Below are 25023 nucleotides of genomic sequence, written 5' to 3'. Positions count from 1 at the left end.
CGATGCGGGAAAATAGCACGCTCGCGGCGCTGGCCGTTTTGCTATGCTGCGGCCATTGCCCAGCCTGTGCCTTTCCATGAGCCATCCGATTCTTCATTTCGCCCACGCCAACAGCTATCCGGCGGGGACTTACGGCATGTTCTTCGAGCAGCTGCGCGCCCATTACGATGTGCGTGCCTTGCCGATCCACGCCCACAATCCGCGCTTCCCGGTCGATGACGGCTGGCGTACCCTGGCCCGCGAGCTGCGCGAGGAGCTGGAGCGCAGCTACACCGAACCGGTGATCCTGGTCGGCCATTCCATGGGCGGTATCCTGGCGCTGATGGCTGCGCGCAAGCGGCCTGCGCTGGTGCGCTGCGTGGTGCTGCTGGATTCGCCCATCGTGGCTGGCTGGCGTGCACACCTGCTGCGTCTGGCTAAAATCCTCAAATACGAGAGCCGCCATTCGCCCTCGGTGGCCTCGGCGCGCCGCCGCGATAACTGGCCCGACATGGAAGCGGCTTATGAGCATTACGCGGCCAAGTCCCTGTTTGCTGCCTGGCCGCAGCAGGTGCTGCGCGACTACGTGCAGCATGGGCTGGTGCCCCAGCCGGGCGGGGGCGTCAGGCTGCGCTTCTCGCGGGAGACCGAAACGGCGGTCTACCGCACCATTCCGCATCACCTCGGGCGTCTGGCGCGCCAGACCTATCCGGTGCCGGTGGGCTTCGTCGGTGGCGTCGATTCGGTCGAGTGCCGCCTGGCCGGACTGGACGCCACGCGCCGGCTGGTCGGACCGAATTTCCTGCAGATCGCCGGAGGGCACCTGTTCCCGATGGAGTCGCCGGTGGAGGCGGCCCAAGCCACGCACGCCATGATCGGGCAGCTGTTGCAGGGCAGGGGGCTTCAGGTTAAATAGCGCGGAGATGAACCAATCTGCCGGGATGATGGTCAAGAAGCCATTCCCGGCGGCCGGGCGTGTTTTCTTGCTGCAAGTTTGTCGATGGCGAGACACTAATCGCAAGCAGGCTTAAAAAACGAGCCGGTTTTGGGGTATAATTTGAATTTCCCGCATGTGCCGTTCGGCACTCATCTGTAATGACCAAGTTTGTATTTGTCACTGGCGGCGTCGTGTCTTCCCTGGGTAAAGGGATTGCCGCCGCGTCCCTGGCTGCGATCCTCGAATCGCGCGGCCTCAAAGTCACCCTCCTGAAGCTCGATCCCTACATCAACGTCGACCCCGGCACGATGAGCCCGTTGCAGCACGGTGAAGTGTTCGTCACCGATGACGGCGCCGAAACCGACCTCGACCTGGGGCACTACGAGCGTTTCATCTCGGCCAAGATGAAGAAGGTGAACAATTTCACCACCGGCCAGGTGTATGAATCGGTGATCCGCAAGGAGCGCCGTGGCGAATACCTGGGCAAGACCGTCCAGGTGATCCCGCACATCACCAACGAGATCCAGGAATTCATCCATCGCGGCGCCGAAGGTTTCGAAGTGGCGCTGGTGGAAATCGGTGGCACCGTCGGTGACATCGAGTCGCTGCCCTTCCTGGAGGCTGCGCGCCAGCTGAGCCTGCGCTCCGGCCGCAACGCCACCGCTTTCGTCCACCTGACCCTGGTGCCGTTCCTGGCCTCGGCCGGCGAACTCAAGACCAAGCCTACCCAGCACAGCGTGCAGAAACTGCGCGAGATCGGCATTTCGCCCGACGCGCTGCTGTGCCGTGCCGACCGCCGCATTCCTGACGACGAACGTGACAAGATCTCGCTGTTCTCCAACGTCGCCGCCGACGCCGTCATTTCGGTGTGGGATGCCGATAGCATCTACAAGATTCCGCAGATGCTGCACGACCAGGGTTTGGATACCATCATCTGCGAAAAGCTGGGCCTGTCGCCCAAGCCGGCCGATCTGTCGATGTGGGACAAGCTGATCGATGCGCAGAACAATCCTTCGCACGAAGTCACCATCGGCATGGTCGGCAAGTATGTCGACCTGACCGAGTCCTACAAGTCGCTGACCGAAGCGCTGCGCCACGCCGGTATTCATACTGGCAGCCGCGTCAACATTGAGTACCTGGATTCGGAAGAGATTGAAGCCAACGGCACTGACAGCCTGAACAAGTACGATGCCATCCTGGTCCCGGGCGGCTTCGGCAAGCGCGGCGTGGAAGGCAAGATTGCCGCTGCCCGCTACGCCCGTGAGAACAAGGTTCCGTATCTGGGCATCTGCCTGGGCATGCAAGTGGCTCTGCTGGAATATGCCCGCAACAAGGCCGGCCTGTCCAAGGCCAACTCGACCGAGTTCGATCCGGATACCGAGCAACCGGTGGTCGCTCTGATCGACGAATGGCAGAACCATGATGGCAAGGTCGAGCGTCGCGATGCCAATTCCGACCTGGGCGGCACCATGCGCCTGGGCGCGCAGACCTGTGCGGTCAAGCCGGGTACGCTGGCGGCCGAGATCTATGGCGACAGCGTGACCGAGCGTCACCGCCATCGCTATGAAGCCAACAACTTCTATCTGACCCGCGTGGAAGAAGCCGGCATGGTGGTCTCGGCCCGTACCCCGACCGAAGACCTGTGCGAAATCATGGAACTGCCGCGCACCGGCGAGAACGCTCACCCGTTCTACATCGGCGTGCAGTATCACCCGGAGTTCAAGTCCACCCCGCGTGATGGTCATCCGCTGTTCATTTCCTACATCCGTGCAGCCCTGGCGCATCACGCCGAGTTGCAACAGGATGCCGCTGCAAAGGGCAAAGCATGAAACTGTGCGGTTTTGATGTCGGTCTGGAACACCCGTTCTTCCTGATCGCCGGCACCTGCGTGATCGAGTCCGAGCAGATGGCGCTCGACACCGCCGGTACCCTGAAGGAGATCACGACGGAACTGGGTATCCCGTTCATCTACAAGTCGTCCTTCGACAAGGCCAACCGTTCTTCGGGTACCTCGTTCCGTGGCCTGGGCATGGAGAAGGGTCTGGAGATCCTGGCCAAGGTCAAGAAGGAAATCGGCGTGCCGGTCCTCACCGACATCCACGAGATCGACGAGATCAAGCCCGTGGCCGCCGTGGTGGATGTGCTGCAGACGCCGGCCTTCCTGTGCCGCCAGACCGACTTCATCCGCGCCTGTGCGCAATCGGGCAAGCCGGTCAATATCAAGAAGGGCCAGTTCCTGGCACCGCACGACATGGTCAACGTCATCGACAAGGCTCGTGCTGCTGCCAAGGAAGCCGGGCTGCCGACCGACCAGTTCATGGCCTGCGAGCGCGGCGCTTCGTTCGGCTACAACAACCTGGTGTCCGATATGCGCAGCCTGGCCATCATGCGCGAAACCGGCGCTCCGGTGGTGTTTGATGCCACCCACTCGGTGCAACTGCCGGGCGGGCAGGGCACGTCGTCAGGCGGCCAGCGCGAGTTCGTGCCGGTGCTGGCGCGCGCCGCCATCGCCGTGGGCATTTCGGGTGTGTTCATGGAAACCCACCCGAACCCCGCCGAAGCCAAGTCGGATGGTCCCAATGCCGTGCCACTGGCGCGCATGAAGGATTTGCTGGGCACGATGATCGATCTGGATCGCATCGTGAAGAAGGCAGGCTTCCTGGAAAACAATTTTTCCTGATGTGTGCATGAAACGGCTGCCGCCCGGCGGCCGTTTCATCATGGGCGCAACGCACGCTGACAGGGTGCGGCTGTCCCGGCGACCGGGCCTGCTCCCGCCAACAATTTTTAAAACCTCGATGGAGATCTGGAATGAGTGCAATCGTTGATATTATCGGCCGCGAAGTGATCGACTCGCGTGGCAATCCGACCGTGGAATGCGACGTGCTGCTGGAATCCGGCGTGCTGGGCCGCGCTGCCGTGCCTTCGGGCGCCTCCACCGGTTCGCGCGAAGCGATCGAACTGCGCGACGGCGACAAGAGCCGCTACTTCGGCAAGGGCGTGCTGCAAGCCTGCGAAAACATCAACACCGAGATCTCGGAAGCCATCATGGGCCTGGACGCCAATGAGCAAGCCTTCCTGGATCGCACCCTGATCGACCTGGACGGCACCGAGAACAAGAGCCGCCTGGGAGCCAACGCCATGCTGGCCGTCTCGATGGCCGTGGCCAAGGCCGCTGCCGAAGAATCGGGCCTGCCCCTGTACCGTTACTTCGGTGGCAGCGGCTCCATGCAGATGCCGGTGCCTATGATGAACGTCATCAACGGCGGTGCCCACGCCGACAACAACCTGGATATCCAGGAATTCATGATCATCCCGGTTGGCGCACCGAGCTTCCGTGAAGCCCTGCGCTACGGCGCCGAGGTGTTCCACACCCTCAAGAAGATCCTGCACGACCGTGGCCTGGCCACCTCCGTCGGCGACGAAGGCGGCTTCGCCCCCAACGTCTCCAGCCACGAAGAAGCCATCAAGCTGATCATCGAAGCCATCGAGAAGGCTGGCTACGAGCCGGGTACCCAGATCGCCCTGGGCCTGGACTGCGCCGCTTCCGAGTACTACAAGGACGGCAACTACCATCTGGCCGGTGAAAACATGGTGCTGACCCCGGCGCAAAAGACGGGTCTCCTGGCATCCTGGTGCGACAAGTACCCGATCATCAGCATCGAAGACGGCATGGCCGAGAACGACTGGGCTGGCTGGAAGCTCCTGACCGAAACCCTGGGCAAGAAGGTGCAGCTGGTGGGCGACGACCTGTTCGTCACCAACACCAAGATCCTGAAGGAAGGCATCGACAAGGGCATCGCCAACTCGATCCTGATCAAGATCAACCAGATCGGCACCCTCACCGAAACCTTCGCTGCCATCGAAATGGCCAAGCGTGCCGGCTACACCGCCGTGATCTCGCACCGTTCGGGCGAAACCGAAGACTCGACCATCGCCGATATCGCCGTGGGCATGAACGCCCTGCAGATCAAGACCGGCTCCATGTCGCGTTCGGATCGCATGGCCAAGTACAACCAGCTGCTGCGTATCGAAGAAGATCTGGGCGACATCGCCAGCTATCCCGGCCGCGCTGCGTTCTACAACCTGAAGTAAACAAGCTTGCGGTGCCGACCCTGAAGGCAGGCACCGCATCGAGAGCTCCCGGCTATGCGCCTGATCATCCTTTGCCTGTCCTTCCTGCTGGTCGTGATCCAGTATCCTCTTTGGCTGGGGAAGGGTGGTTGGTTCAAGGTCTGGGAGCTCGACCGCCAGGTTCAACTGGCACACAAGAAGAACGACGAACTCAAGGAACGCAACGCCAAGCTGTCCTCTGAAGTGGACGACCTGAAGCAGTCCAAGGGGGCCGTCGAGGAACGTGCACGCTTTGAGCTGGGCATGATCCGCCAGAACGAAATCTTCATTCAGCTGCTCGATGGCAGCTCCGGCAAGCCTGCGGCAGCCGTCAATCCGAATCCCTACATGCCTGGTTCCGGGCAGCCCAACAGTGTCTCCGTGCCGGCCAATGCGCCCGCCGCCGGTGGCCGTGTCGCCTCGCGCTGAGCACCTGCAGTTTTTTCCTTCACATGCGTCCTGATACCCCGCTGGTGTGGCTTGGCCTGAGCACCACGCCACTGGAACTGGTCTCCTTCGCGCTGGCCGTGATCACGGTCTGGCTCAATATTCGCCAGAATCACTGGGCATGGCTGTTTTCGATTCTCTCTTCGTTGTTGTACGCGGCCGTCTTCGCCGATGCGCGCCTCTATGGCGACGCCGGCTTGCAGTTCGTCTTCGTGGCAGTGTCAGTATGGGGCTGGACGCAGTGGCTGCGTGGCGGCGACCAGCACCAGGCTTTGCAGGTATCGCAGTTGGCCGCACGTGGCTGGGCAATCATGGCAGTCGCCTGGCTGGGCGGGTGGCTGCTGCTGTCCTGGTTCCTGCAGCGTTATACCGACACCGATGTGCCGCATATGGATGGCTTCCTCACGGCGGGCAGCCTGGTCGGGCAGTTCCTGTTGTCTCGGAAGAAGCTGGAAAACTGGCTGGTCTGGATCGCGGTGGACGTGCTCTACGTCGGCCTGTATCTCTACAAGCACCTGACGCTCACCGCCATCCTGTACGCACTGTTCGTGCTGATGGCGATGGCCGGCTGGCGCAGCTGGCAGCGTGCGCTGGCGGACATGCGGCGCTGAAGCGCCGGCAGCGGATCCCTTCAGTCCGGCGACGGCAGGCTGGGAGCGTCCGCCGGCGGATCGGCAAAGACGATGCGGTTCTTGCCGGCATTCTTTGCCTTGTACAGCGCCACGTCGGTGCGCTTGAGCAATTCGGCCTGGCTCTCGCCGGGATGATAGACCGACACGCCGGCACTGAAGGTAATCAGCAGGCGCTGGCTTTCATGCATGAAGATGCGCTTGGTCAGTTCGCGCTGTACGCGGGTGATGATCTGCACCGCATCCTGCGGGCTGGTCTCCGGCATGAGGATGACGAACTCTTCGCCGCCGAAACGCGCAATCACATCCAGCTTGCGCAAGGTTTCCCGGATCACCTGCACCAGGTGCACCAGCACTTCGTCGCCGGTGGCGTGACCATGCGTGTCATTGATGCGCTTGAAATCATCCAGGTCCAGCAAGGCCACACACAGTGGCGTTTCGCGGCGCAGGGCGTTGGCGATCTCGCGATCCAGGGATTCATCCATGCCGCGCCGGTTGAGGCTGCCCGTCAACTGGTCTTCGCGCACCAGTTCACCCATCTGCTGCAATTGCTGTTCCAGCGCCTGGATACGTTCTTCGGCTTTTTCCACTTCCTGGCGCGCATCGACCATGGCGTCGCGCGAGCGGGTGGCTTCTTCCTGGGCTTTCTGCGTCTCGGTCATGATTTCGCTGAGCACGCTGTTGAGGTCAGCGATGTTGCCGGCCTGGCTGATCTGCTGGGAGAAGCCGCGAATGGTGCGCTGGTAGTTGTCGGTGGTGGAGACCATGGCCGAGAGCCGGTCCACGAAGGTCAGCATCATGTTCTTGACCACCACTTTTTCCTCGGACAGCGTGTTCTTCAGCAGGCCCTGCTTGTAGATCACTTCCTTGAGGTTCTTGGTGGCGTCGGCCAGCGAGGTATTGCTGAGCGGACCGGCGATCAGGCTTTGCACCGTTTCGATCTGGCTCGACAGCCAGGAGCCTTGTTCCAGTAGCCCGTTGATGTTTTCCAGCAGCAGCTGGAACAGGCGCATCAGCAATTCCTGCTGCTGGGCCATGTCGTCGGTCTTGAGCTCGATCTGGAAGCTCAGCTGCTTGACGCGGGTGATGATCTCGTTCATCGCCTGCTCGGAGAACGCCATTTTGAGATCCTGGCCGCTGTTGCGCGACTCGTTGGCCAGTTCCGGTGCGGTCGAGAGCAGCGAGGGCAGGTTGAAGACCAGGATGCGGGCCAGCATTTCGCGCAGCATCTTCTCCTTGATGCTGTCGCGGATGAATTGCCGTTCCAGGTCGATCGGCACCAGTTCACCATGCGGCACGGCCGGTTTGGCCGGTACGATGGGTCGGCTCTGCCAGTTGGCGTCAGCGAACTCGATCAGCTGGCGCTCGAACTCGGTCCAGTCGCCATTCTCGCGGGCGCGCACCAGGCGCGTGCCCAGCAATCCGTTTTCCCCTGGCTGGCGCGAGAGCTTGGTGGCGAAGGTGCTCAGTACCGACTCGGCCGTCACGCCGGGCATGCCCCCCTGGATTTCCTCGTAGGCGATGCGATAGGCATCCGGGGTAGGCGAGATGCGACGCGCCCCAAGCCTCTGGAAAGCTTCTCGGGCGATCTCGACGGGCGTGAGCGTGGTCGGTTTCTTGGACATGCCGGCTGGTGACTGTATTGTTGGTGTGATTGTCTGTGTGCCACGGGGAATTTCCTACGGTATCGGCGCAGGCAGGCATTGCTTGAGCACGGCCTTCCACCCCGATCATCGTGCGGACGCACCCTGGTCTCCCCCCTCAGTTGCAGTCCGTTGCCGCTCGCCCGGAAGGGAGAGGCAAAAATGACAACTAATTGTACGTCAGCGCCTGTTCTCTGGATGCATTTAATAGGAGGAGAAAAGCCCCTTTCCAACTGGGAAGCCAGCGCTTCCCGCGTGACGGGAGCGTGGCGATGGCTTACTCGACCAGATTGTTCTTGAGTGCGTAGTGGGTGAGTTCCGCGTTGTGGCGCATCTTCATCTTGGCCAGCACGCGCGAGCGATACATGCTGATGGTCTTGACCGACAGCAGCAGTTCGCTGGCGATGTCGCTGACGGTCTTGCCGGAGGCGATCATGACCATGGTCTGGTATTCCCGGTCGGAGAGGGTTTCATGCAGCGGGGTGTCGTGGTCGAAGCCGATCTGGTTGGCCAGTTCCTGCGCCAGCGAGGGGCTCACGTACTTGCGCCCGGCCGCCGCCTGGCGGATGGCGGCCAGCAGCTCACCCGGGCTGGCCTGCTTGTTCAGGAAACCGGCGGCCCCCGCCTTGAGCGAGCGGATCGCGTACTGGTCTTCGCGATGGATGGACAGGATCAGCACCGGCAGGTCCGGTTGTTCCTTGCGGATCTGCTTGAGGATATCGATACCGCTGCGGTCGGGCAGCACGATGTCCAGCAACATGACATCGCCATTGCCTTCGCGGGCCAGCTTGATGGCCTCCAGCCCGTTGGCGGCATTGCCGGCCACGACGATGTCCTTGCTGCCGGCGCAGATCTGGCGCAGGCCTTCGCGCACGATGGCGTGGTCGTCGGCGATCAGGACCTTGATGGCGGCGGTGGATTTCTTGCTCATGGGCGGACGGCGACACTCCTCTGGAAGCCTTGCTGCATGCTGCTGAAGGCGAGGGCGTATTCTATAGCGTTCATTCAGTGTGCGACAGGTATGCAGATATGTACGCGAGAACCATGTCCTGCGCGCGCCTCCCATGCGGCGCTGCCGCCCAGGGCTGCGGCGCGCTGGCGCATGTTGGCCAGGCCATGGCCACGCCTGCCATCGCGCCCGGTAGCGGCGGGGTCGAAGCCACGGCCGTTGTCGTCGATGTGCAGATGCAGGCTGTCGTCGGTCTGCTCCACGCGAACCTCGACCTGACTGGCGGCAGCGTGCCGCGCAATATTGTTGAGTGCCTCCCGCAGGATGCGCAGCAGGCTCAGTACCAGGAAGTCGTCCTGTACTGCCAACTGATCCGTGGCCAGGAACCGGCAATCCACTCCGCTCTGGCGGCTGAAGTGGCGGCACTGCCAGCGCAGGGCATCGGCCAGGCCGAACTCGACGATGGGCGGATGCAGATCGTCAATGATGCGCTCCATGCCCTCGCGTGCCTGCTGCAGCAATTGCGCCGCGTAGTCGGCTTGGGGCAGGGCGGCATGGCGCTCCAAGGCCAGCTGTTCGCGCAACTGGCCCAGCGCCATGCCGATGCCGGTCAGCTGCGCGCCCAGCTCATCATGCAGATCGCGGGCGATGCGCGTGCGTTCTTCTTCACGTAGGCGAAAAGCGGCGGACAGGGCGGGGGCAGCTGGATCGGACATTCGGGGCGGATCAGGTCAACGGTGGTGAATATTCCTTCATAATAGCTGTGAGGGACCGGCTGGTCATCCATCCTGCATCAATAGCGTAGATGCGCCGTTGGCGTTCGGTGGCCGTGGCGTTCAGGACCCATGGGATGAAGAGGGAAGAAAAGCCGAATTTCTCGTCAGGCAAAAAAATTTCAAAAAGGGCCTTCCCAAACGGGAAAACATGCTGCTATAATTTTGTTTTTCGCGGCTGTAGCTCAGCTGGATAGAGTACTTGGCTACGAACCAAGGGGTCGTGGGTTCGATTCCTGCCAGCCGCACCAGATTTAAAGGGTCCATCGCAAGATGGACCCTTTTGTCTTTTCTGCTTCCGTTTTTGTTTTTCCGGTGTCTTCTCTGTGGTGCCGCTCCGTGCGGCAGGCAGGGTGTCGTCGCAGGATCAGCCTGGTTCTGTTGTCACCGGAGGATGTTGCAGCCAGTAATTCACGGTCTGGTTGATCAACTGCATGAACTCCCTTGCATCCACCGGTTTGACCAGATAGTCATTGGCCCCCGCTTCTCGCGAGCGGGTGGCGTCGGTTTCGTCGTAGGACGTGGCAAACATGATGACCGGCAGGGCCTGCGTATGTGGCTGGCTGCGCAGCATGTGCAGCAGGTCCAGGCCTTCCATGCGCGGCAGGCGGGGTTCCAGCAGGATCAGGCAGGGCAGGGTGTCGGGGTGGTGTTGTGCGTGCGGGCTGAACAGCGATTCCATGGCCCGTTCCGCATCTTCGAACCAGCCGAAGTCGCACTCCAGCTTGCTGCGCCAAAGGCTGAAGCGCGCCAGTTCCACCGACTCCGGACTGGGATCAACCATCAATATGCTGGGGGGAGACATGCGTTATGTGCGGGACTGGGTATTGTTTTTTGAATGTTGCATTTCTGATTTCCGGCAAGTTTGACATAGCAGGGTGCAGAAATCCATTATTGAATACGCTCGCCAAGCCCGGCAGCGCTTGAGTCTCCCCGATACGACGCATTCCGCCGCGAGCGCGCGCTACCGCAGTGAGCTTACGTGAGAATTACAACGCAAGCTTGACTGCCCCCTCCCGACGCCTTTTGCCGCGCTCCTCGGCCTCGATACTGGATCATTCAATTTCTGAATGCCAGATATGCGTGAATAAAATCTCGCACTGCAGCATTTCTTCATTGCTGCTGGGCTATATTCCTGACAGCCACGTCACAGCTTGAGACGAAATTACGTCGTAAACCGTCATCGCGTACGTGGCGGCGATGCTTCCGGTGCGTCGCACAAAAAATCCAAAAAAATCAGGACAGGCATTCAACAAGGGGAGTGCAATGAAGGTGTCGCCACGACGAAACAGAAAGGCCTTGGTCATCGGGGGCGGGGCGCCCAATTCGACCTTGATCGCCGGGGCACTGGCGGCCTTCCTCGCGGAAGGGGTGGAGTTCGATGTCATCTCGGCCTCCGGTGCCGGGGTGCTCATGGGCTTGCTGGCGACCGCACCGCGCGACGCCGCGCCGCAGGACGCACTGATGCAATGGGCGGAAGTGGGTGTGGCCGACAGCATCTACAAGCTGTTCCCGGTCAACTACAAGGTCTTCAAAAAGCCGGGGGCGCAGGCGGAGAACTACCGCGATGCCATGCTGGCGCAATGGCAGCAGATGCCGGGCCTGGCCGCCTCGCCCTTCGCCGCCATGTTCAATCAGCACTTCGCCGACGCCTCGGCCAAGTGGAATGACTGGATGCATCTGATGATGTCGGCCTTGTCACCTTCCGACCTGCATTCGGGCAGCCTGGGACTGTGCGCCCATCTTCCCTTCCTCGAGCAATCGATCGATTTTTCGGCGGTGCCGCAGATGCGCCCCGAGTTCTACATCAACGCCTACAACCTCGACCGCCACCAGATGCAGATCTGGAGCAAGGAGCAGATCACGGCGGCGCATGTGCGGGCCTCGCTGTCCTTTCCCTTCCTGTATGCACCCACCGAGATCGATGGCGAGCACTACATCGAAGGCGCGGCGCTCGATACGCTCAACTTCACGCCTTTCATCACCGATCCGGCCACCGGCGTGGCGCCGGCCGGTGAGGTCGATACTCTGGTGGTGCTGGACATCTTGGGCGAGGATCGCCTGATCCGCAAGCCGCGCAACCTGTATGACGCCTGGGTGCGTTCCATCATCACGCCGCTGGTCAAGATCTCCCAGACCGAGCAGCGTCTCTTCGAGCTGGAACACAACCGTGATCCCGCGACCGGCGCGCCGCTGCGCCAGCTGCTCAAGGTCGATCTGATGGCCGGTGTGCCGCAGGATCACTGGCCGCAGGTGCTGGACTGGTCCGCTTCCAACATGCAGCTGCTGTTCGGCGTGGGATATCGCGCCGGCGTCGACTTCTGTCGCCAGCACGGCGAGCTGCTGGGTGCCGTGGCGCAGGATGCGCCGCTGGCCGCGTAGGCGGGCGGGTTGGCCAGCGGGCCTGTTTCTTCATCTCCTTGTTTTGTTGTGTAGCTGAACCGGCGCGCTGCGGCGCGCTTTCCTTTCTCCGGTGAATTTTCCATCATGACCATTACCAAGCGCCTCATCCTCACTCTCTCGACAGCCCTGCTGGCGCTGCTGTTCGTCGGTGCCGACGGACTCTGGCAATTGCAGCGCGCCCAGCAGCGTCTGGAACTGATCCAGAACCGCATCATTCCGGGCATGGACAGCCTCAACCTGCTGAAGGGCTATCTGGCCGATTCACGCCTGGCCGGCTATCGCCTCTCGGTCTTTGCCAACCTGCCCGACAAGACCGCGTTGCAGAAGGCGGTCGATGCCTCCAACAAGGCGCTGGATGAGGAATTCGCCCACTATGAGCGCGATCTCATCTTCGATGAGAAGGACCGCGCCCTGATCCAGGCTGACAAGGCCAACATCGAGGCCTACCGCAAGGCTCTGGTGCCATTCTTCGCCGCGGCTTATGCCAATGACATGGACGGCGTGCGCGCCACGCTGCAGGCCGGGACACCGCTGGCGGTGTCGGCGGCTGCTGCCAAGAAGGGTTTCGACGACCACATTCTGGTGGGTCGCCAGATGATCGATACCGTCAAGCAGGAGAGCGATGCCGCCTATGCCTTCGCATTGCGCGCGATGATCGCCGTGATCGTGGTGGCGGTGCTGCTGACCGGCGTGCTGGGCATCCGCACCCTGCGCAGCGTCACGCGCAGCCTGGGCAAGATCCAGCAGACCTTCGAGCATGTCAGCCAGACGCTGGACCTGTCGCGTCCGGTGCCGGTGGAACGCATGGATGAAATCGGCCGCACCGCTGCTGCCTTCAACAAGCTGCTGGCCCGCATTGTCGATGTGGTGGCGACGACCCGTACCTCGACCGATTCGGTAACCGTGGCGGCGCGCCAGATTGCCGCCGGCAATGCCGACCTGTCGGCCCGTACCGAACAGCAGGCGGCAGCGCTGGAGGAAAGCGCGTCCAGCCTGGAGGAGCTGACCTCGGTGGTGCTCCAGAACACCCAGAACGCCCGTCAGGCCAATGAGCTGGCGCAATCGGCGTCGCACATCGCCTCGCAAGGCGGTGACGTGGTGCGCCAGGTAGTCGATACCATGAACTCCATCAATGCCTCCTCGCGCAAGATCGTCGACATCATTGCGGTCATCGATGGCATTGCCTTCCAGACCAATATCCTGGCGCTCAATGCGGCAGTGGAAGCGGCCCGTGCCGGAGAGCAGGGACGCGGTTTTGCCGTCGTTGCCTCTGAAGTTCGTTCGCTGGCGCAGCGCTCGGCCGCCGCTGCCAAGGAAATCAAGGAGCTGATCGACGACTCCGTGGACAAGGTCGGCAGCGGCAGCAAGCTGGTCGAGCAGGCGGGCGCCACCATGAGCGATATCGTCGATAGCGTGCAGCGCGTGACCCAGATCGTGGGCAACATCGCCGACGCCAGCGAGGAGCAGAGCGCCGGCATCACCCAGGTCAACCAGGCCATTTCGCAAATGGACCAGGGCACCCAGCAGAATGCGGCGCTGGTGGAAGAGGCGGCCGCAGCAGCCCAGGCCTTGCAGGGCCAGGCGGAGAAGCTGGAAAGCGTGGTTGCCGTCTTCAAGCTGGAAGGGCGCGCAGCCATGCCTGTGCGCAGCGTGGAGGTGAAGCCGGTGGCGGCACCGCGAGCACCGGTGGCCGCTGGCCAGATCGCTGAGCTGGAAGAATTCTGAGCGCTGAGTTCCGAATCCTGACTCCCGGATTCTGAACCCGGCACCGGTGGCAGCATGCCGCTACCGGCGCACTCCGCACCCTGAAAAACCGCCCGGTTTCAACGCCGGGCGGTTTTTCATTTTTTGCCTGTTTTTACGCTTTGGTCAGCATTGCTGTGAAGGATTGCACTAAGGTGCGGCGTCGGCTGCCTCAAAGGGTGATATACTTAATGCTAATCATTATCATTTGTCACCAGGAGAATACGCAATGATCGGTTTCAAGAAACTGGCGGTCGCCGCAGCACTCGGACTGTGCTTTGCAGGTACCGCTTCGGCCGCCGAATACCCCATCGGCAAGCCGCAGATCCAGAACGGCTTTGAAGTCAACGCCGTCTACCTGCAGCCGGTGAAGATGGAGCCGGACGGCATGATGCGCAAGGCAGAGGAATCCGATATCCACCTCGAAGCCGATATCCGCGCCGTGGCCAAGAACCCCAATGGTTTCGCCGAAGGCGACTGGATGCCTTACATGGTCATCAAGTACGAACTGACCAAGGTGGGTTCCACCAAGTCCATCAAGGGCGACATGATGCCCATGGTGGCCAACGACGGTCCGCACTACGGCGACAACGTCAAGCTGGAAGGCCCGGGCAAGTACAAGCTCAAGCTGACCATCTCCTCGCCGCAAGCCAATGAACACGCCCACTTCGGCCGTCACGTCGACAAGGAAACCGGCGTCGGTCCGTGGTTCAAGACCTTCGAGCTGAACTACGACTTCACCTTCGCCGGCATCGGCAAGAAGGGCGGCTACTAAACAGGTCGCCGGGTCTTGATCCAGACCGCACGTTTGCAGTGATGCGATGCCGGTCCGCGCCGTGATGGCGGACCGGCTTCACCGTTTTGAGAGTTCCGGAGTTTTCATGATCGCAAGAATCGTCCGACTGATCTGCCTGTCCCTGGCTGCGATGGCCATGCTGGGCAGCGCCGTGCAGGCCAGCGCTTCCGACCTGCTGACCTTCAAGCTGGAGATGCAGGATGGCAAGCTCATCCCGCCGCGCATCGAAGTGCCGGCCGGACAGCGCATCAAGATCGAAGTGCACAACATCGGCAAGTCCGCCGCCGAGTTCGAGAGCGTTGAACTGCGCAAGGAAAAGGTGCTGGCACCGGGTGCGCAGTCCTTCGTGGTGATCGCGCCCTTGCGTCCGGGCGAATACAAGTTTTTCGATGACTTCCACCTCAACATGCCGCCCGGCGTGATCGTCGCCAAGTAAGAGGGGATGCGCGCAAGCAGTAAGGAAGCAGGGAAGTCCAGGTTTTCAGGAAGGGAAGAGTTTCATGGGACAGGTCATGTTCATCGTCTGGCGCGAAAGCGTCGAGGCGCTTCTGGTGGTCGGCATTCTGTATGCCTGGCTGAAGAACGGTGATGTCGGCGCACGGCGCGGCATTCCCTATCTGTGGGGCGGCGTGGTTGCCGGCGTGGTGCTGGCGGGTGCCCTGGGCGCAGCGCTGCTGGGCTTTTCGGAACTGCTCTCGGGCGATGCCCAGACCTACTTCCAGATAGCCATCGTCCTGATTGCGGCGGTGCTGATCGTGCAGATGGTGTTCTGGATGCGCAAGCACGGCCGGACCTTGAAGAAGGAAATGGAAAGCTCCATGCAGTCCAGCTATGAAAGCGGCAACTGGTGGGGCGTGTTCGTGCTGGTGATGCTGGCGATCGCCCGCGAAGGCAGCGAGACTGCCGTTTTCCTGTACGGCATTGGCCTGGGCCAGCAGGATGCCAGCACGGCGTCGCTGGTGCTGGCAGGCGCGATCGGTTTCGGACTGGCTTTCCTGACCTTCTATCTGCTGCAGCTGGGCGGCAAGATTTTCTCCTGGCGGCGTTTCTTCCAGGTCACCGAAGTGATTCTGCTGTTGCTGGCGGCCGGTTTGCTGGTCACCGGCGTGGAAAAGCTGTTCGACGTATTGCTGGAAAGCTCCGACATGCTGGCCTCGGCCAACTGGACCATGACCCTGACTGGCCAGCTCTGGGATACCTCGGCGCTGCTGGATGATTCCACCACCCTGGGCAGCCTGGTCTCGACCCTGACCGGCTACCGCGCCCGTCCGGCGCTGCTGTCGGTGATCGTCTACGCCCTTTACTGGGTCGTGGTATGTTCGTTCCTCTATCGAAAACCCCAGCCTCAGCTCAAGAGCAAGAGGCAGGAAGCCGTCTGAACCTCATGACAACCTGTACGCAATCGCCGACTCTGCTCACGCGTACCGGAGACTGGATGCGCCGCCATGGCGCATTCATCCGAGGCCTGCAATGGATCGTGGTGGCTGTCTATGCGCTGCTGATCCTGGTCCCGGTGTTCCTCCCGCTGCCTGATGAAACCGCGCATCTCTGGTCCAACCTCACCCTGATCGCCCAGTTCGCCTTCTGGGGCATCTGGTGGCCCTTCGTGCTGGTCAGCATGGTGCTGATGGGCCGTGTGTGGTGCGGCGTTCTATGCCCGGAAGGGGCGCTGACCGAGTTCGCCAGCCGCCATGGACGCGGACGTGCGATTCCCAAATGGGTACGCTGGGGCGGCTGGCCCTTCGTGGCCTTCGCCCTGACCACCGTGTATGGCCAGATGGTCAGCGTGTACCAGTATCCGAAGGCGGTGCTGCTGGTGCTGGGCGGCTCCACCGTTGGTGCCATGATCATCGGCTACCTCTATGGCCGCGACAAGCGCGTCTGGTGCAAGTACCTGTGCCCGGTCAATGGCGTCTTCGGCCTGCTGGCCAAACTGGCCCCGGTTCACTACAAAGTGAACGAAGATGCATGGCGCGCCTCCTATCATCCCGAGCACAAGATCATTCCCATCAATTGCGCGCCGCTGGTCCCCTTGCGCAATATGAAGGGTGCTTCCGACTGCCATATGTGCGGCCGCTGCAGTGGCCACCGCGATGCGATTGCCCTGAGCTTCCGTCCGCCTGCCGTCGAGGTGGTGCACTTCGGCAAGACCCAGAACAACCTGTGGGAAAGCGCCCTGGTGCTCTACGGCCTGCTGGGCATCGCCATCGGTGCCTTCCACTGGACGGTCAGCCCCTGGTTCATCGCCATCAAGCAGGACATCGCCACCTGGCTGATTGACCGCGACATCATGTGGCCTTTCGGGACCCAGGCACCGTGGTGGCTGCTGACCAATTATCCGCAGCAAAGCGATGTCTTCACCTGGCTCGATGGCGCCATGGTCGTGGGCTACATTCTCGCCACCGGCCTGGTGCTGGGCACCGGCGTGGCGCTGATGTTCGGGCTGGCCACGCGCCTGCTGGGCAAGTGGGAGTGGAGCCGCTTCAACCACCTGGTACAGGCATTGATCCCGCTGGCGGGCTGCGGCGTCTTCATCGGCCTGTCGGCGACCACCATCAGCCTGCTGCGGGCCGAGCACTGGCCGGTCTATTGGGCCAATGACGTGCGCGCGGCGCTCCTGACGGTCATGACGCTGTGGAGCCTGTGGCTGTGCTGGAAAGTGGTGGCGCGCCATGCCACCCATTGGGTTCAGCAAGTGCTGGCGATGCTGCCGCTGATCGGTGGCCTGGCGCTGGTCAATACCGCCTGGTGGCTGATGTTCTGGGGCTGGTAAAGCGTCTTCCGCAGCAGTGATATGAAGGAAAATGGCAGGCTTGCTCGCAAGCCTGCCATTTTTATTTGCGTCTTATTTGATCTTGGGTCCCGCAAGCTATGTGAAGTTGGCGACCGAAGCAGTACAATCGCTGCCTTTTCAAGCCAATTGCCGGAGTTTAATTTACATGAGCACCTTGCCCGCCTGTCCCCAATGCCAGTCCGAATTCACCTATGAGGATGGCAGCCAGTTCGTCTGCCCCGAATGCGGCCACGAATGGAGTGCCCAGGCTGCTCCCGCCGAGCAGGCCCGCGTCTGGCGCGATGCCTCGGGCAACGTGCTGCAGGATGGCGATACCGTCACCGTCATCAAGGACCTGAAGCTCAAGGGCGGCGGTGGCGTGGTCAAGATGGGCACCAAGGTCAAGAACATCCGCCTGGTTGAGGGCGACCACGATATCGACTGCAAGATCGACGGATTCGGCTCCATGGGCCTGAAGACCGAATTCGTGCGCAAGGCCTGATCCTGGCCTGCATCCTGAGCGGAGCCCTGCAAGCCGGGCCCGCTCTCACGTAGAATGGCGGTTTGCCTGCAGCCTATGTATACATAAGCTTGCGGGTTTCCCGATCAAGACAACAACGAAACCGCCATGGCCCGTCCCCGCTTCCTGCCCGATAACATGACCTTGATGCTGCTGGCCGTCGTGCTGACCGCATCCTTCCTTCCCTGTACCGGCCAGGTGGCCGAGGCCTTCGACGGGCTGACCACGTTCGTGATCGGCCTGCTGTTCTTCATGCACGGGGCCAAGCTCTCACGGGAAGCCGTGGTGGCCGGGTTCACGCACTGGAAGCTGCACGTCACCGTGCTGCTGTGTACCTTTGCGCTGTTCCCGCTCATTGGCTTGGCCTTGAAGCCGGTGCTGCTGCAATTCATTACGCCCGAGCTGTACCTGGGGCTGCTCTTCCTGTGCGTGCTGCCCTCCACCGTGCAGTCGTCCATCGCCTTCACTTCTGTGGCGCGCGGCAATGTGCCGGCGGCGATCTGCGCGGCGTCCGCCTCCAACCTGCTGGGCATCTTCCTGACCCCGCTGCTGGTGGGCGTGCTGGTGGTGGCCCATGATGGCGGCGGGCATTCCTCGCTCGATTCCATCCTGAAAATCGTTTATCAATTGCTGCTGCCCTTCGTGGCCGGCCAGATCGCGCGTCCCTTCATCGGCCGCTGGGTCGAGCGCAACAAGTCCTGGCTCAAGTTCGTCGACCAGAGCTCCATCCTGCTGGTGGTCTATGTAGCCTTCAGCGAGGCAGTGGTGCAGGGCCTGTGGCACCAGGTGCCGCTGTCGATGCTGGTGGCGCTGCTGGTCATCAATGCGGTGCTGCTGGCCATCATCATGGGGCTGACCACCTTCGGTAGCCGCCGCCTGGGCTTCAACAAGGAGGACGAGATCACCATCGTCTTCTGCGGCTCCAAGAAGAGCCTGGCCTCGGGCGTGCCCATGGCCAAGGTGCTGTTCTCCAGCGGTGCCATCGGCATGGTGCTGTTGCCGGTGATGCTGTTCCACCAGATCCAGCTCATGGTGTGTGCCGTCATGGCCGCGCGGTATGGCGCGCGTGACGAACAGGTGAAGGCGGCCGTGGCTACTGAAAGTGGCGGCGACTGAGATTCCCGGGCGCTGTATCCGCCAACAAAAAATGACCGGCAAGGCCGGTCATTTTTTTTGCTTTGGCGGTTCGCCCGTTTCGGCTCAGGGCGCCGGATTGGGCTGCTTGCGGTGGATGGCTTCGATGCCCGCCAGCACCTCGTCGCTCAATTGCACCTGGGTGCTGTCGATGTTGCTGCGCAGTTGTTCCAGGGTGGTCGCGCCGATGATGTTGGAGGTCAGGAAGCGGCGGCTGTTGACGTAGGCCAGCGCCATCTGCGCCGGATCCAGTCCGTGCTGGCGCGCCAGTGCGACGTACTGCGCGGTGGCGCTTTCCGCTTGTGGATTGTTATAGCGCACGAAGCGTTCGAACAGCGTCAGGCGTCCGCCTGCAGGACGTGCCCCTTCCAGGTATTTGCCGCTCAACATGCCGAAAGCCAGCGGCGAGTAGGCCAGCAGGCCGACCTGCTCGCGATGGGCGAATTCGGCCAGGTTCACTTCGAAGCTGCGGTTGAGCAGGTTGTACGGATTCTGGATGGTGACGATGCGCTCCAGTCCATGCTGCTCGGCCGCGCGCAGGAATTGCGCGACGCCCCAGGCGGTTTCGTTGGACAAGCCGATGGTGCGGATCTTGCCGGCCTTCACGAATTCAGAGAGCACCGTCAGCGTCTCTTCGATGGGTACCGTGGTTTCATCTTCCACATGCTCGTAGCCCAACTGGCCAAAGCTGTTGACGCTGCGGTCGGGCCAGTGCAGCTGATACAGATCCACGTGATCCAGTTGCAGGCGCTCCAGGCTGCCATGCAGTGCATCGGTGAGGCCCTTGCGGTCCAGCTCGTTGTTGCCGCCACGGATGTGGCGCGGGTTGTGTGGTTTGCGGGCGGGGCCGGTGCACTTGGTGGCGATCAGCAACTGGTCGCGCTTGCCGGATTTCTTCAGCCAGGTGCCGAGATAGCGTTCAGTGAGTCCTTGCGTTTCCGCCTTGGGCGGGACCGGATACATTTCGGCGGCGTCGATCAGGTTGATGCCGCGTTCGACGGCGTAGTCCAGTTGCGAGTGGGCGTCGGCTTCAGTGTTCTGCTCGCCCCAGGTCATGGTACCCAGAGTGATGAGACTGACCTTCAGGTCGGTGCGGCCGAGTTGGCGGTACTGCATGCGGATTCTCCTTGTGATGCGCAGGCAGGGACCGGGGCGTGTCCTGCCGGCTGGCGCGGGATCGGGTAGTATAGCGGCGCTCGTCCTGCCTTGCAGGGCAGGGCCGCAGCGGCGCCAAGACCGCTCGCGCCAGGCCGGTTGCCGCTTGCAGTGCCCGGACTCGATAACGCCAGAACACTTCCTTCCCATCCACGAGACATGTCAGTTCCTTCCCCCAGTATCCCCCCGGATGAAGCCGCCGAATCCCTGCGCCATCACACCCCATTCAAGCTCTTCTGGTGCGCCAGCGTCGCATCCACCATTGCCCTGCAGATGCAGATCGTGGCGGTTGGCTGGCAGGTCTACCAGCTCACCCACAGCGCCTTCGATCTCGGCATCGTGGGCCTGGTGCAGTTCATTCCTTCGCTGATCCTGGTGTTCGTGGTGGGCCATGTGGCCGACCGCTTTGATCGCCGCAACGTTGCGCGCGTCAGTTCGCTGGTGGAAGCCGCCGCTGCCGCCACGCTGGCGCTGGGCAGCCTGCATGGCTGGCTCAGCCGCGAGATGATTTTCGTGATCGTGGCCATCATCGGTGCGGGCCGGGCCTTTTCCAAACCGACCATGTCGGCGCTGCTGCCCAGCCTGATGTCGCCCAAGGCCTTGCCGGGCGCGGTGGCGGGCTCGGCCTCGGCGACCCAGTTCGCCATCATCATCGGCCCGGCGCTGGGGGGCTTTCTCTACGTGGCGGGACCAGCGGTGGTGTATGCCAGCAGCTGCGCGCTGTTCGTTGCATGCAGCGTACTGTTGTCGCTGATCCGGCGTCCGGCCCAGGTCGCGGCGGCCCAGGCTGCACCGGCCAAGCCGACCGGGGCCAGTCTGTCGTCGGTGTTCGCAGGACTGGCTTTCATCCGCAGCAAGCCCGCCATCTTCGGTGCCATCTCGCTGGACATGTTTGCCGTGCTGCTGGGCGGTGCTACCGCCTTGCTGCCGGTCTTCGCCAACGACATCCTGCATACCGGTGCGGTCGGCCTGGGTCTGCTGCGCTCGGCACCGGCGGCCGGGGCCTTGATCGTGGCGCTGCTGCTGGCGCGCTTTCCGCTGGGCGGCAGGGTAGGGCGCACCATGTTCATCGCCGTGGCCGTGTTCGGACTGGCCACCATCGTGTTTGGCCTGTCACGCTCCTTCCCGCTGTCGCTGGCCGCGTTGGCGGTGCTGGGCGCAGCCGACATGATCAGCGTGGTGGTGCGCTCGTCCTTCGTTCAGCTGGAAACGCCGGACGCCATGCGCGGCCGCGTTTCGGCCGTCAATTCGGTCTTCATCGGAACGTCCAATCAGCTCGGAGAATTCGAATCGGGCCTCACCGCCGCCTGGTTCGGTGCGGTGCCGGCCGTGCTCATCGGCGGGATCGGCACGCTGCTGATCGTGCTGCTGTGGATGCGCCTGTTCCCCTCGCTCTATCAGGTCGACCGGCTGGCCGCACGCCAGTCCTGAAGCCGGCGGCAAGCAGCCGCGCGCTCACGGCGGATCGCCCTCGGTCACCAGCATCTGGCTGGACTGGCGCGTGAGCTCCTGCTGCATCACCAGCATCTGCAGGAACTGCGCATAGGGAACCGGCTTGCTGAAGTAATAGCCCTGGTACTCATCCGAGCCGAACTCGCGCAGCGCCTGCAACTGTTTCTCCGTCTCCACGCCTTCGGTCACCACCTTCAGGTTCAATGCATGGCTCATGGCGATGATGGCCTGCACGATGGCGCTGCTGTTGGCATCGTCGGGAATGTCGTTGATGAAGGATTTGTCGATCTTCAGCGTATTGACCGGGAAACGCTTGAGATAGGCCAGCGAGGAATAGCCGGTGCCGAAGTCGTCAATGGAAATGGTGAAGCCTTCTGCACGGATGCCATCCATGATCGCGATCGCACGGTCGCGGTTGTGCATCACCATGCTTTCGGTGATCTCGAACTCCAGGCAGGCCGGTGGCGTGCCGTGGCGCTGGACCACGCTCTTGATGTCTTCCAGCAGATGTTCATCGCCGAACTGGCTGCCGGTCAGATTGATGGAGATGCGTCCGCACACCAGTTCGCGTTCCAGCATCAGGCCGATGTCGCGGCAGGCCACGTCCAGCACCACCAGGCCGATCTGGTCGATCAGGCGGGTCTCCTCAGCCAGCGGGATGAATTCACCCGGCGGCACCAGGCCGCGCACCGGATGCTGCCAGCGGACCAGGGCTTCCGCACCGACGATGCCGCCGGTGGCCAGGTTGATCTTGGGCTGGTAGTGCACCACGAACTCGGCGCGTTCGATGGCGCGGCGCAGTTCGGCTTCCAGCGCGATGCGCTCTACCGTATTGGTGTTGACCTCGTCGGAGAAGAAGCGATAGTCATCCTTGCCATGGTGCTTGGCGCGGTACATGGCAATGTCGGCATTCTTGATGAGCGTTTGCGCATTGTCGCCATCGCCCGGATAGGTGGCGATGCCGATACTGGCCGAGAGCATGGCTTCCTGGCCGTCGATGATGAAGGGCTTGCGCGCCTCGGTGAGCAGCTTCTGTGCAATCTCGCCCAGTTGCAGCGGATCGTCGAAGTCATCCACCAGCACGATGAATTCATCGCCGCCCACGCGCGCCAGGATATCCAGCTCGCGCAGGGTATTGCGGAAGCGCTGGGCGATTTCCTGCAGCACCGCTTCGCCGGCCTCGTGACCGAAGGTATCGTTGATGTTCTTGAAGCGATCCAGGTCCATCAGCAGCACGGCCACCATGCCGTCGCGGTGCTCGGCGTGGGTAATGGCATTGGAAACGTGCTGGGTGCACAGGAAGCGGTTGGGCAGGCCGGTGAGCTCGTCATAGTGCGCCAGGTGGCGGATGCGCTCGTCGGCGCGGCGGCTCTCGATGGCCACGCTGGCGAGGTCGGCGGCGATGTTGGCCAGCTGCAGGTATTCATTGCTGGGGGCCTGGTTTTCCTTGAGCAGGGCGGCGAACACGCCCAGCAATTGGCCTTCCTTGCCCATGATGGGCCAGGCCCCGCAGGACGGGTAGATCTCCACATCGATGAGTACCCGCAGGTGTTCGGTCACCGGATCGCGCGCGATGTCGGTGACGATGCAGGGGCCGCGCCGCAAAGCCGCTTCAGCGCCGACGCCGCAGCCATGACGGATCGGCATGCCCTGCAAGGCACGCAGCAGGCGTGGCGGATAGCGCTTGCTCAGCACGGAAGTGAAATGCGAGGCTTGCTCATTGACCAGCATCACGCAACTGGCCCCATATGGAATCTGCGCATCGGCAAAGCCGATGATCTCGTTGAGGATGCCGTCCAGGTCATCGTCGGCCATTACCATGTGCAGCACCCGGTTCTGTTCGCTCTGCAGCAACTCGGCGCGCTTGCGGGCGCTGATATCGCGCAGGATGGCGAAGATCGCATAGCCACGATCGAATTCGGCGCGGTTGAGGGTAACGTCGGTATGAATGATCTTGTTGCGGCGGACTGTCACCCATTCGAACTGCTGCGGTTGCCCCGCGAGCACCCGGCCGACCAGCTCATCGATGTCCGGCTGGTCGGGCTGGCGCGCTTTGTGGCGAGAAAACAGGCCGACCTTGCGGCCGATGATGCGGTCCTTGTCCGGCACCCCGAAGAAGCGCAGCGCGGCCGCATTGCAGTCGAGGTAGCGCAGCTCCGAGGAGATCAGCACGATGGGATCGCTGCCTTCTTCGTAGAGCTTGCGGTAGCGGTATTCGCTGCTCGACAGGGCGTGATCCAGGCGGCGCTGGTAGCGGTAGTACACCAGGAAGGCAATGAGCGCGATGAGGATGAAACCAAGGATGCCGGTGGTCAGCAGGATGCGGTTTTCGGTACGGCTGCGCCATGGCGAGAGCACGTCTTCCATGCGCCGCGCATAGACCGCCACCAATGACCATTTGTCCAGGCGCTTGTAGGAGAACAGCAGTGGTTCGCCGGTCAGATGCGAGATCTCTTCGAACGACCCTTCCTCGGCCCCGGCACGGATGCGTGCCATGCTTTTGGCATCGGCCAGGCTGACGCTGAGCCAGCGCTCTTCGAAAGGCGAGCGCAGCATCATCGAGCCGCTGTCGGTGCGCAGCGAGACGATGGATTCGAAATTGGTGATGCGCTTGTAGAAGTCGAAGAAGGTTGCAGCCTTCAGTTCGGCGACCAGCAGGCCGATGGGGCGGCTGCTGCGGTCGTAGAGATTCATGGCCACCGGCAGCACCAGGTCGCGGTTGTAGCGACTGCGCATGAGCTGGCCCACGAACAGGTTGGGCCTGGCCGGATTGCCGTCCACGTGGGTCAGCTTGTGGTCTTCGGGGATGCTGGTGGTGTCGAAGGGGCGCAGCGAACTGGCGCGGGTGTTGCCGTTGCGGTCGATGTAGCGCAGCACCATCACGGTGGACAGCCGCTGTTGCGTGTCCGACAGCAGTCGGTACAGCGCCTGGTCGTCGTCCAGCAGGTCGGGGCCGGCGACGTGGATTTGCTCGGCGGCGGACCAGAGCAACTTGTCCAGTTCGCCGAAAACGCGTTCGGCGTGCTCCTGCACGCTGCGCACGGCCGCCATCGAGCTGGCGCGTTCGGCGTCGATGGTCAGCTGGCGGTCCTGGCGGATTTCCCACCAGGTCTGCACGACAATGAACGACCCGACGAAGCCGACGAACAGCAGCAAGGTTTTCAGGGTGTAGCCTGGGCGTCCTGGCGATTTGTTCTGTTTTCCCATGTGACCCACTATCACATTACCTGTCGTTAGGCAGCAGATTGCTGCACGTCCCTTGGCCCGGAAAGATGCCGGACGACCGTTTCGACAGCCCTCGCACGCAATCGGCACGTTCCTGCCAGCGGAACGGCGGCTGCTGACACGGGCATGGTGGATAGCCCTTGTCAGTGCGGCAAGCCGCGCGCGTTCACACGGTGTGATCGCGCTTACGCCAAAATTACGTGGATGCCCCCACTTCGTGATACGCGAGGCGTCAGTATGCCACCTCGTGTCCTGCTGCGCTTTGTTGGCGCTTGTCCTTGCTTTGTGCCCTTGTTGTGCGCTGATCAATGGCCGCTGCGCCAGCCACGTTCACCGTTTGTTTTGTAGCAAC

The 25023-nt window shown here is 62.2% G+C and carries 21 protein-coding genes and 1 tRNA gene; 16 read left to right on the top strand and 6 right to left on the bottom strand.

The window, feature by feature from the left end; genetic code table 11:
- Positions 1 to 76: 76 nt before the first annotated feature.
- The 6 genes from J2X56_RS05395 (at position 77) to pnuC (ending at position 6087) form a co-directional block, all read left to right on the top strand.
- Complete coding sequence (locus J2X56_RS05395; RefSeq protein WP_204726567.1) at positions 77 to 895, top strand: alpha/beta fold hydrolase; 819 nt, start codon at positions 77 to 79, stop codon at positions 893 to 895.
- A 179-nt stretch (positions 896 to 1074) separates the two neighbouring features.
- A complete protein-coding gene (locus tag J2X56_RS05390; RefSeq protein ID WP_039785542.1) occupies positions 1075 to 2745 on the top strand; it encodes a CTP synthase in 1671 nt (556 codons plus the stop codon).
- Positions 2742 to 3596: a 3-deoxy-8-phosphooctulonate synthase gene (kdsA, locus tag J2X56_RS05385; protein WP_121041675.1), complete on the top strand. Its 855-nt coding sequence runs from the start codon at positions 2742 to 2744 to the stop codon at positions 3594 to 3596. The genes J2X56_RS05390 and kdsA overlap by 4 nt, the downstream gene beginning before the upstream one ends.
- Before the next feature lie 131 nt (positions 3597 to 3727).
- Positions 3728 to 5011, top strand: coding sequence for a phosphopyruvate hydratase (eno, locus tag J2X56_RS05380; RefSeq protein WP_013234743.1), 1284 nt, complete (start codon positions 3728 to 3730; stop codon positions 5009 to 5011).
- Positions 5012 to 5065: 54 nt separating this feature from the next.
- Complete coding sequence (ftsB, locus tag J2X56_RS05375) at positions 5066 to 5458, top strand: cell division protein FtsB (protein WP_121041673.1); 393 nt, start codon at positions 5066 to 5068, stop codon at positions 5456 to 5458.
- Positions 5459 to 5481: 23 nt separating this feature from the next.
- Positions 5482 to 6087 carry a nicotinamide riboside transporter PnuC gene (gene pnuC / locus J2X56_RS05370; RefSeq protein ID WP_134135877.1) on the top strand — a complete coding sequence of 202 codons (606 nt, stop codon included), beginning with the start codon at positions 5482 to 5484 and terminating at the stop codon, positions 6085 to 6087.
- A 20-nt stretch (positions 6088 to 6107) separates the two neighbouring features.
- On the opposite strand, the gene J2X56_RS05365 is transcribed toward pnuC, so the two are convergent.
- The 3 genes from J2X56_RS05365 to J2X56_RS05355 all read right to left on the bottom strand — a co-directional run bounded on the left by J2X56_RS05365 (position 6108) and on the right by J2X56_RS05355 (position 9413).
- Positions 6108 to 7730: a GGDEF domain-containing protein gene (locus J2X56_RS05365; protein WP_034332073.1), complete on the bottom strand. Its 1623-nt coding sequence runs from the start codon at positions 7728 to 7730 to the stop codon at positions 6108 to 6110.
- A 295-nt stretch (positions 7731 to 8025) separates the two neighbouring features.
- Entirely contained in the window at positions 8026 to 8679 is a 654-nt protein-coding gene (locus J2X56_RS05360) for a response regulator transcription factor (RefSeq protein ID WP_121041669.1), read from the bottom strand.
- 74 nt (positions 8680 to 8753) lie between these two features.
- Entirely contained in the window at positions 8754 to 9413 is a 660-nt protein-coding gene (locus J2X56_RS05355; RefSeq protein ID WP_134135875.1) for a sensor histidine kinase, read from the bottom strand.
- A 231-nt stretch (positions 9414 to 9644) separates the two neighbouring features.
- Here J2X56_RS05355 and J2X56_RS05350 point away from each other — a divergent pair.
- Positions 9645 to 9721 (top strand) — tRNA-Arg (locus J2X56_RS05350).
- 116 nt (positions 9722 to 9837) lie between these two features.
- Here J2X56_RS05350 and J2X56_RS05345 read toward each other — a convergent pair.
- Complete coding sequence (locus J2X56_RS05345) at positions 9838 to 10254, bottom strand: response regulator (RefSeq protein ID WP_245201982.1); 417 nt, start codon at positions 10252 to 10254, stop codon at positions 9838 to 9840.
- A gap of 482 nt (positions 10255 to 10736) precedes the next feature.
- Here J2X56_RS05345 and J2X56_RS05340 point away from each other — a divergent pair, with 482 nt between their 5' ends.
- The 8 genes from J2X56_RS05340 (at position 10737) to J2X56_RS05305 (ending at position 18821) form a co-directional block, all read left to right on the top strand.
- Positions 10737 to 11852 carry a patatin-like phospholipase family protein gene (locus J2X56_RS05340; RefSeq protein ID WP_134135873.1) on the top strand — a complete coding sequence of 372 codons (1116 nt, stop codon included), beginning with the start codon at positions 10737 to 10739 and terminating at the stop codon, positions 11850 to 11852.
- Positions 11853 to 11957: 105 nt separating this feature from the next.
- Positions 11958 to 13598, top strand: a complete 1641-nt coding sequence (locus tag J2X56_RS05335) for a methyl-accepting chemotaxis protein (RefSeq protein ID WP_121041662.1) — start codon at positions 11958 to 11960, stop codon at positions 13596 to 13598.
- Positions 13599 to 13845: 247 nt separating this feature from the next.
- On the top strand, positions 13846 to 14391 hold the full coding sequence (locus J2X56_RS05330; protein WP_039785564.1) for an iron transporter: 546 nt from the start codon (positions 13846 to 13848) through the stop codon (positions 14389 to 14391).
- Positions 14392 to 14497: 106 nt separating this feature from the next.
- A complete protein-coding gene (locus J2X56_RS05325) occupies positions 14498 to 14848 on the top strand; it encodes a cupredoxin domain-containing protein (RefSeq protein ID WP_039785565.1) in 351 nt (116 codons plus the stop codon).
- A 64-nt stretch (positions 14849 to 14912) separates the two neighbouring features.
- Positions 14913 to 15791 carry an FTR1 family protein gene (locus J2X56_RS05320; RefSeq protein WP_134135871.1) on the top strand — a complete coding sequence of 293 codons (879 nt, stop codon included), beginning with the start codon at positions 14913 to 14915 and terminating at the stop codon, positions 15789 to 15791.
- A gap of 56 nt (positions 15792 to 15847) precedes the next feature.
- Positions 15848 to 17185 (top strand): 4Fe-4S binding protein, encoded by a 1338-nt coding sequence (locus J2X56_RS05315; protein ID WP_121041658.1) that lies wholly within the window; start codon positions 15848 to 15850, stop codon positions 17183 to 17185.
- A 166-nt stretch (positions 17186 to 17351) separates the two neighbouring features.
- Positions 17352 to 17687, top strand: a complete 336-nt coding sequence (locus tag J2X56_RS05310; protein ID WP_034330597.1) for a zinc ribbon domain-containing protein YjdM — start codon at positions 17352 to 17354, stop codon at positions 17685 to 17687.
- Positions 17688 to 17813: 126 nt separating this feature from the next.
- On the top strand, positions 17814 to 18821 hold the full coding sequence (locus J2X56_RS05305) for a bile acid:sodium symporter family protein (protein ID WP_310158642.1): 1008 nt from the start codon (positions 17814 to 17816) through the stop codon (positions 18819 to 18821).
- 84 nt (positions 18822 to 18905) lie between these two features.
- On the opposite strand, the gene J2X56_RS05300 is transcribed toward J2X56_RS05305, so the two are convergent.
- On the bottom strand, positions 18906 to 19955 hold the full coding sequence (locus J2X56_RS05300) for an NADP(H)-dependent aldo-keto reductase (RefSeq protein ID WP_121041654.1): 1050 nt from the start codon (positions 19953 to 19955) through the stop codon (positions 18906 to 18908).
- Positions 19956 to 20153: 198 nt separating this feature from the next.
- Between J2X56_RS05300 and J2X56_RS05295 the strand changes: the two genes are divergently transcribed.
- Positions 20154 to 21425, top strand: a complete 1272-nt coding sequence (locus J2X56_RS05295) for an MFS transporter (protein ID WP_121041652.1) — start codon at positions 20154 to 20156, stop codon at positions 21423 to 21425.
- Positions 21426 to 21449: 24 nt separating this feature from the next.
- Here J2X56_RS05295 and J2X56_RS05290 read toward each other — a convergent pair whose 3' ends face one another.
- Positions 21450 to 24653: an EAL domain-containing protein gene (locus J2X56_RS05290; protein WP_252695819.1), complete on the bottom strand. Its 3204-nt coding sequence runs from the start codon at positions 24651 to 24653 to the stop codon at positions 21450 to 21452.
- Between the last annotated feature and the right edge of the window lie 370 nt (positions 24654 to 25023).

The sequence above is a fragment of the Herbaspirillum sp. 1173 genome, assembly GCF_031455335.1.
Classification (GTDB): domain Bacteria; phylum Pseudomonadota; class Gammaproteobacteria; order Burkholderiales; family Burkholderiaceae_D; genus Herbaspirillum; species Herbaspirillum huttiense.
Note: the sequence above shows the minus strand (reverse complement) of the source record. Positions and strands in the feature narration are given on the sequence as shown.

What these genes read in the sequence shown, in the direction of transcription:
- J2X56_RS05395 (WP_204726567.1), top strand. Translation starts at nt 77, where the DNA reads ATGAGCCATCCGATTCTTCATTTCGCCCACGCCAACAGCTATCCGGCG.
- J2X56_RS05390 (WP_039785542.1), top strand. Translation starts at nt 1,075, where the DNA reads ATGACCAAGTTTGTATTTGTCACTGGCGGCGTCGTGTCTTCCCTGGGT.
- kdsA (WP_121041675.1), top strand. Translation starts at nt 2,742, where the DNA reads ATGAAACTGTGCGGTTTTGATGTCGGTCTGGAACACCCGTTCTTCCTG.
- eno (WP_013234743.1), top strand. Translation starts at nt 3,728, where the DNA reads ATGAGTGCAATCGTTGATATTATCGGCCGCGAAGTGATCGACTCGCGT.
- ftsB (WP_121041673.1), top strand. Translation starts at nt 5,066, where the DNA reads ATGCGCCTGATCATCCTTTGCCTGTCCTTCCTGCTGGTCGTGATCCAG.
- pnuC (WP_134135877.1), top strand. Translation starts at nt 5,482, where the DNA reads ATGCGTCCTGATACCCCGCTGGTGTGGCTTGGCCTGAGCACCACGCCA.
- J2X56_RS05365 (WP_034332073.1), bottom strand. Translation starts at nt 7,730, where the DNA reads ATGTCCAAGAAACCGACCACGCTCACGCCCGTCGAGATCGCCCGAGAA.
- J2X56_RS05360 (WP_121041669.1), bottom strand. Translation starts at nt 8,679, where the DNA reads ATGAGCAAGAAATCCACCGCCGCCATCAAGGTCCTGATCGCCGACGAC.
- J2X56_RS05355 (WP_134135875.1), bottom strand. Translation starts at nt 9,413, where the DNA reads ATGTCCGATCCAGCTGCCCCCGCCCTGTCCGCCGCTTTTCGCCTACGT.
- J2X56_RS05345 (WP_245201982.1), bottom strand. Translation starts at nt 10,254, where the DNA reads ATGGTTGATCCCAGTCCGGAGTCGGTGGAACTGGCGCGCTTCAGCCTT.
- J2X56_RS05340 (WP_134135873.1), top strand. Translation starts at nt 10,737, where the DNA reads ATGAAGGTGTCGCCACGACGAAACAGAAAGGCCTTGGTCATCGGGGGC.
- J2X56_RS05335 (WP_121041662.1), top strand. Translation starts at nt 11,958, where the DNA reads ATGACCATTACCAAGCGCCTCATCCTCACTCTCTCGACAGCCCTGCTG.
- J2X56_RS05330 (WP_039785564.1), top strand. Translation starts at nt 13,846, where the DNA reads ATGATCGGTTTCAAGAAACTGGCGGTCGCCGCAGCACTCGGACTGTGC.
- J2X56_RS05325 (WP_039785565.1), top strand. Translation starts at nt 14,498, where the DNA reads ATGATCGCAAGAATCGTCCGACTGATCTGCCTGTCCCTGGCTGCGATG.
- J2X56_RS05320 (WP_134135871.1), top strand. Translation starts at nt 14,913, where the DNA reads ATGGGACAGGTCATGTTCATCGTCTGGCGCGAAAGCGTCGAGGCGCTT.
- J2X56_RS05315 (WP_121041658.1), top strand. Translation starts at nt 15,848, where the DNA reads ATGCGCCGCCATGGCGCATTCATCCGAGGCCTGCAATGGATCGTGGTG.
- J2X56_RS05310 (WP_034330597.1), top strand. Translation starts at nt 17,352, where the DNA reads ATGAGCACCTTGCCCGCCTGTCCCCAATGCCAGTCCGAATTCACCTAT.
- J2X56_RS05305 (WP_310158642.1), top strand. Translation starts at nt 17,814, where the DNA reads ATGGCCCGTCCCCGCTTCCTGCCCGATAACATGACCTTGATGCTGCTG.
- J2X56_RS05300 (WP_121041654.1), bottom strand. Translation starts at nt 19,955, where the DNA reads ATGCAGTACCGCCAACTCGGCCGCACCGACCTGAAGGTCAGTCTCATC.
- J2X56_RS05295 (WP_121041652.1), top strand. Translation starts at nt 20,154, where the DNA reads ATGTCAGTTCCTTCCCCCAGTATCCCCCCGGATGAAGCCGCCGAATCC.
- J2X56_RS05290 (WP_252695819.1), bottom strand. Translation starts at nt 24,653, where the DNA reads ATGGGAAAACAGAACAAATCGCCAGGACGCCCAGGCTACACCCTGAAA.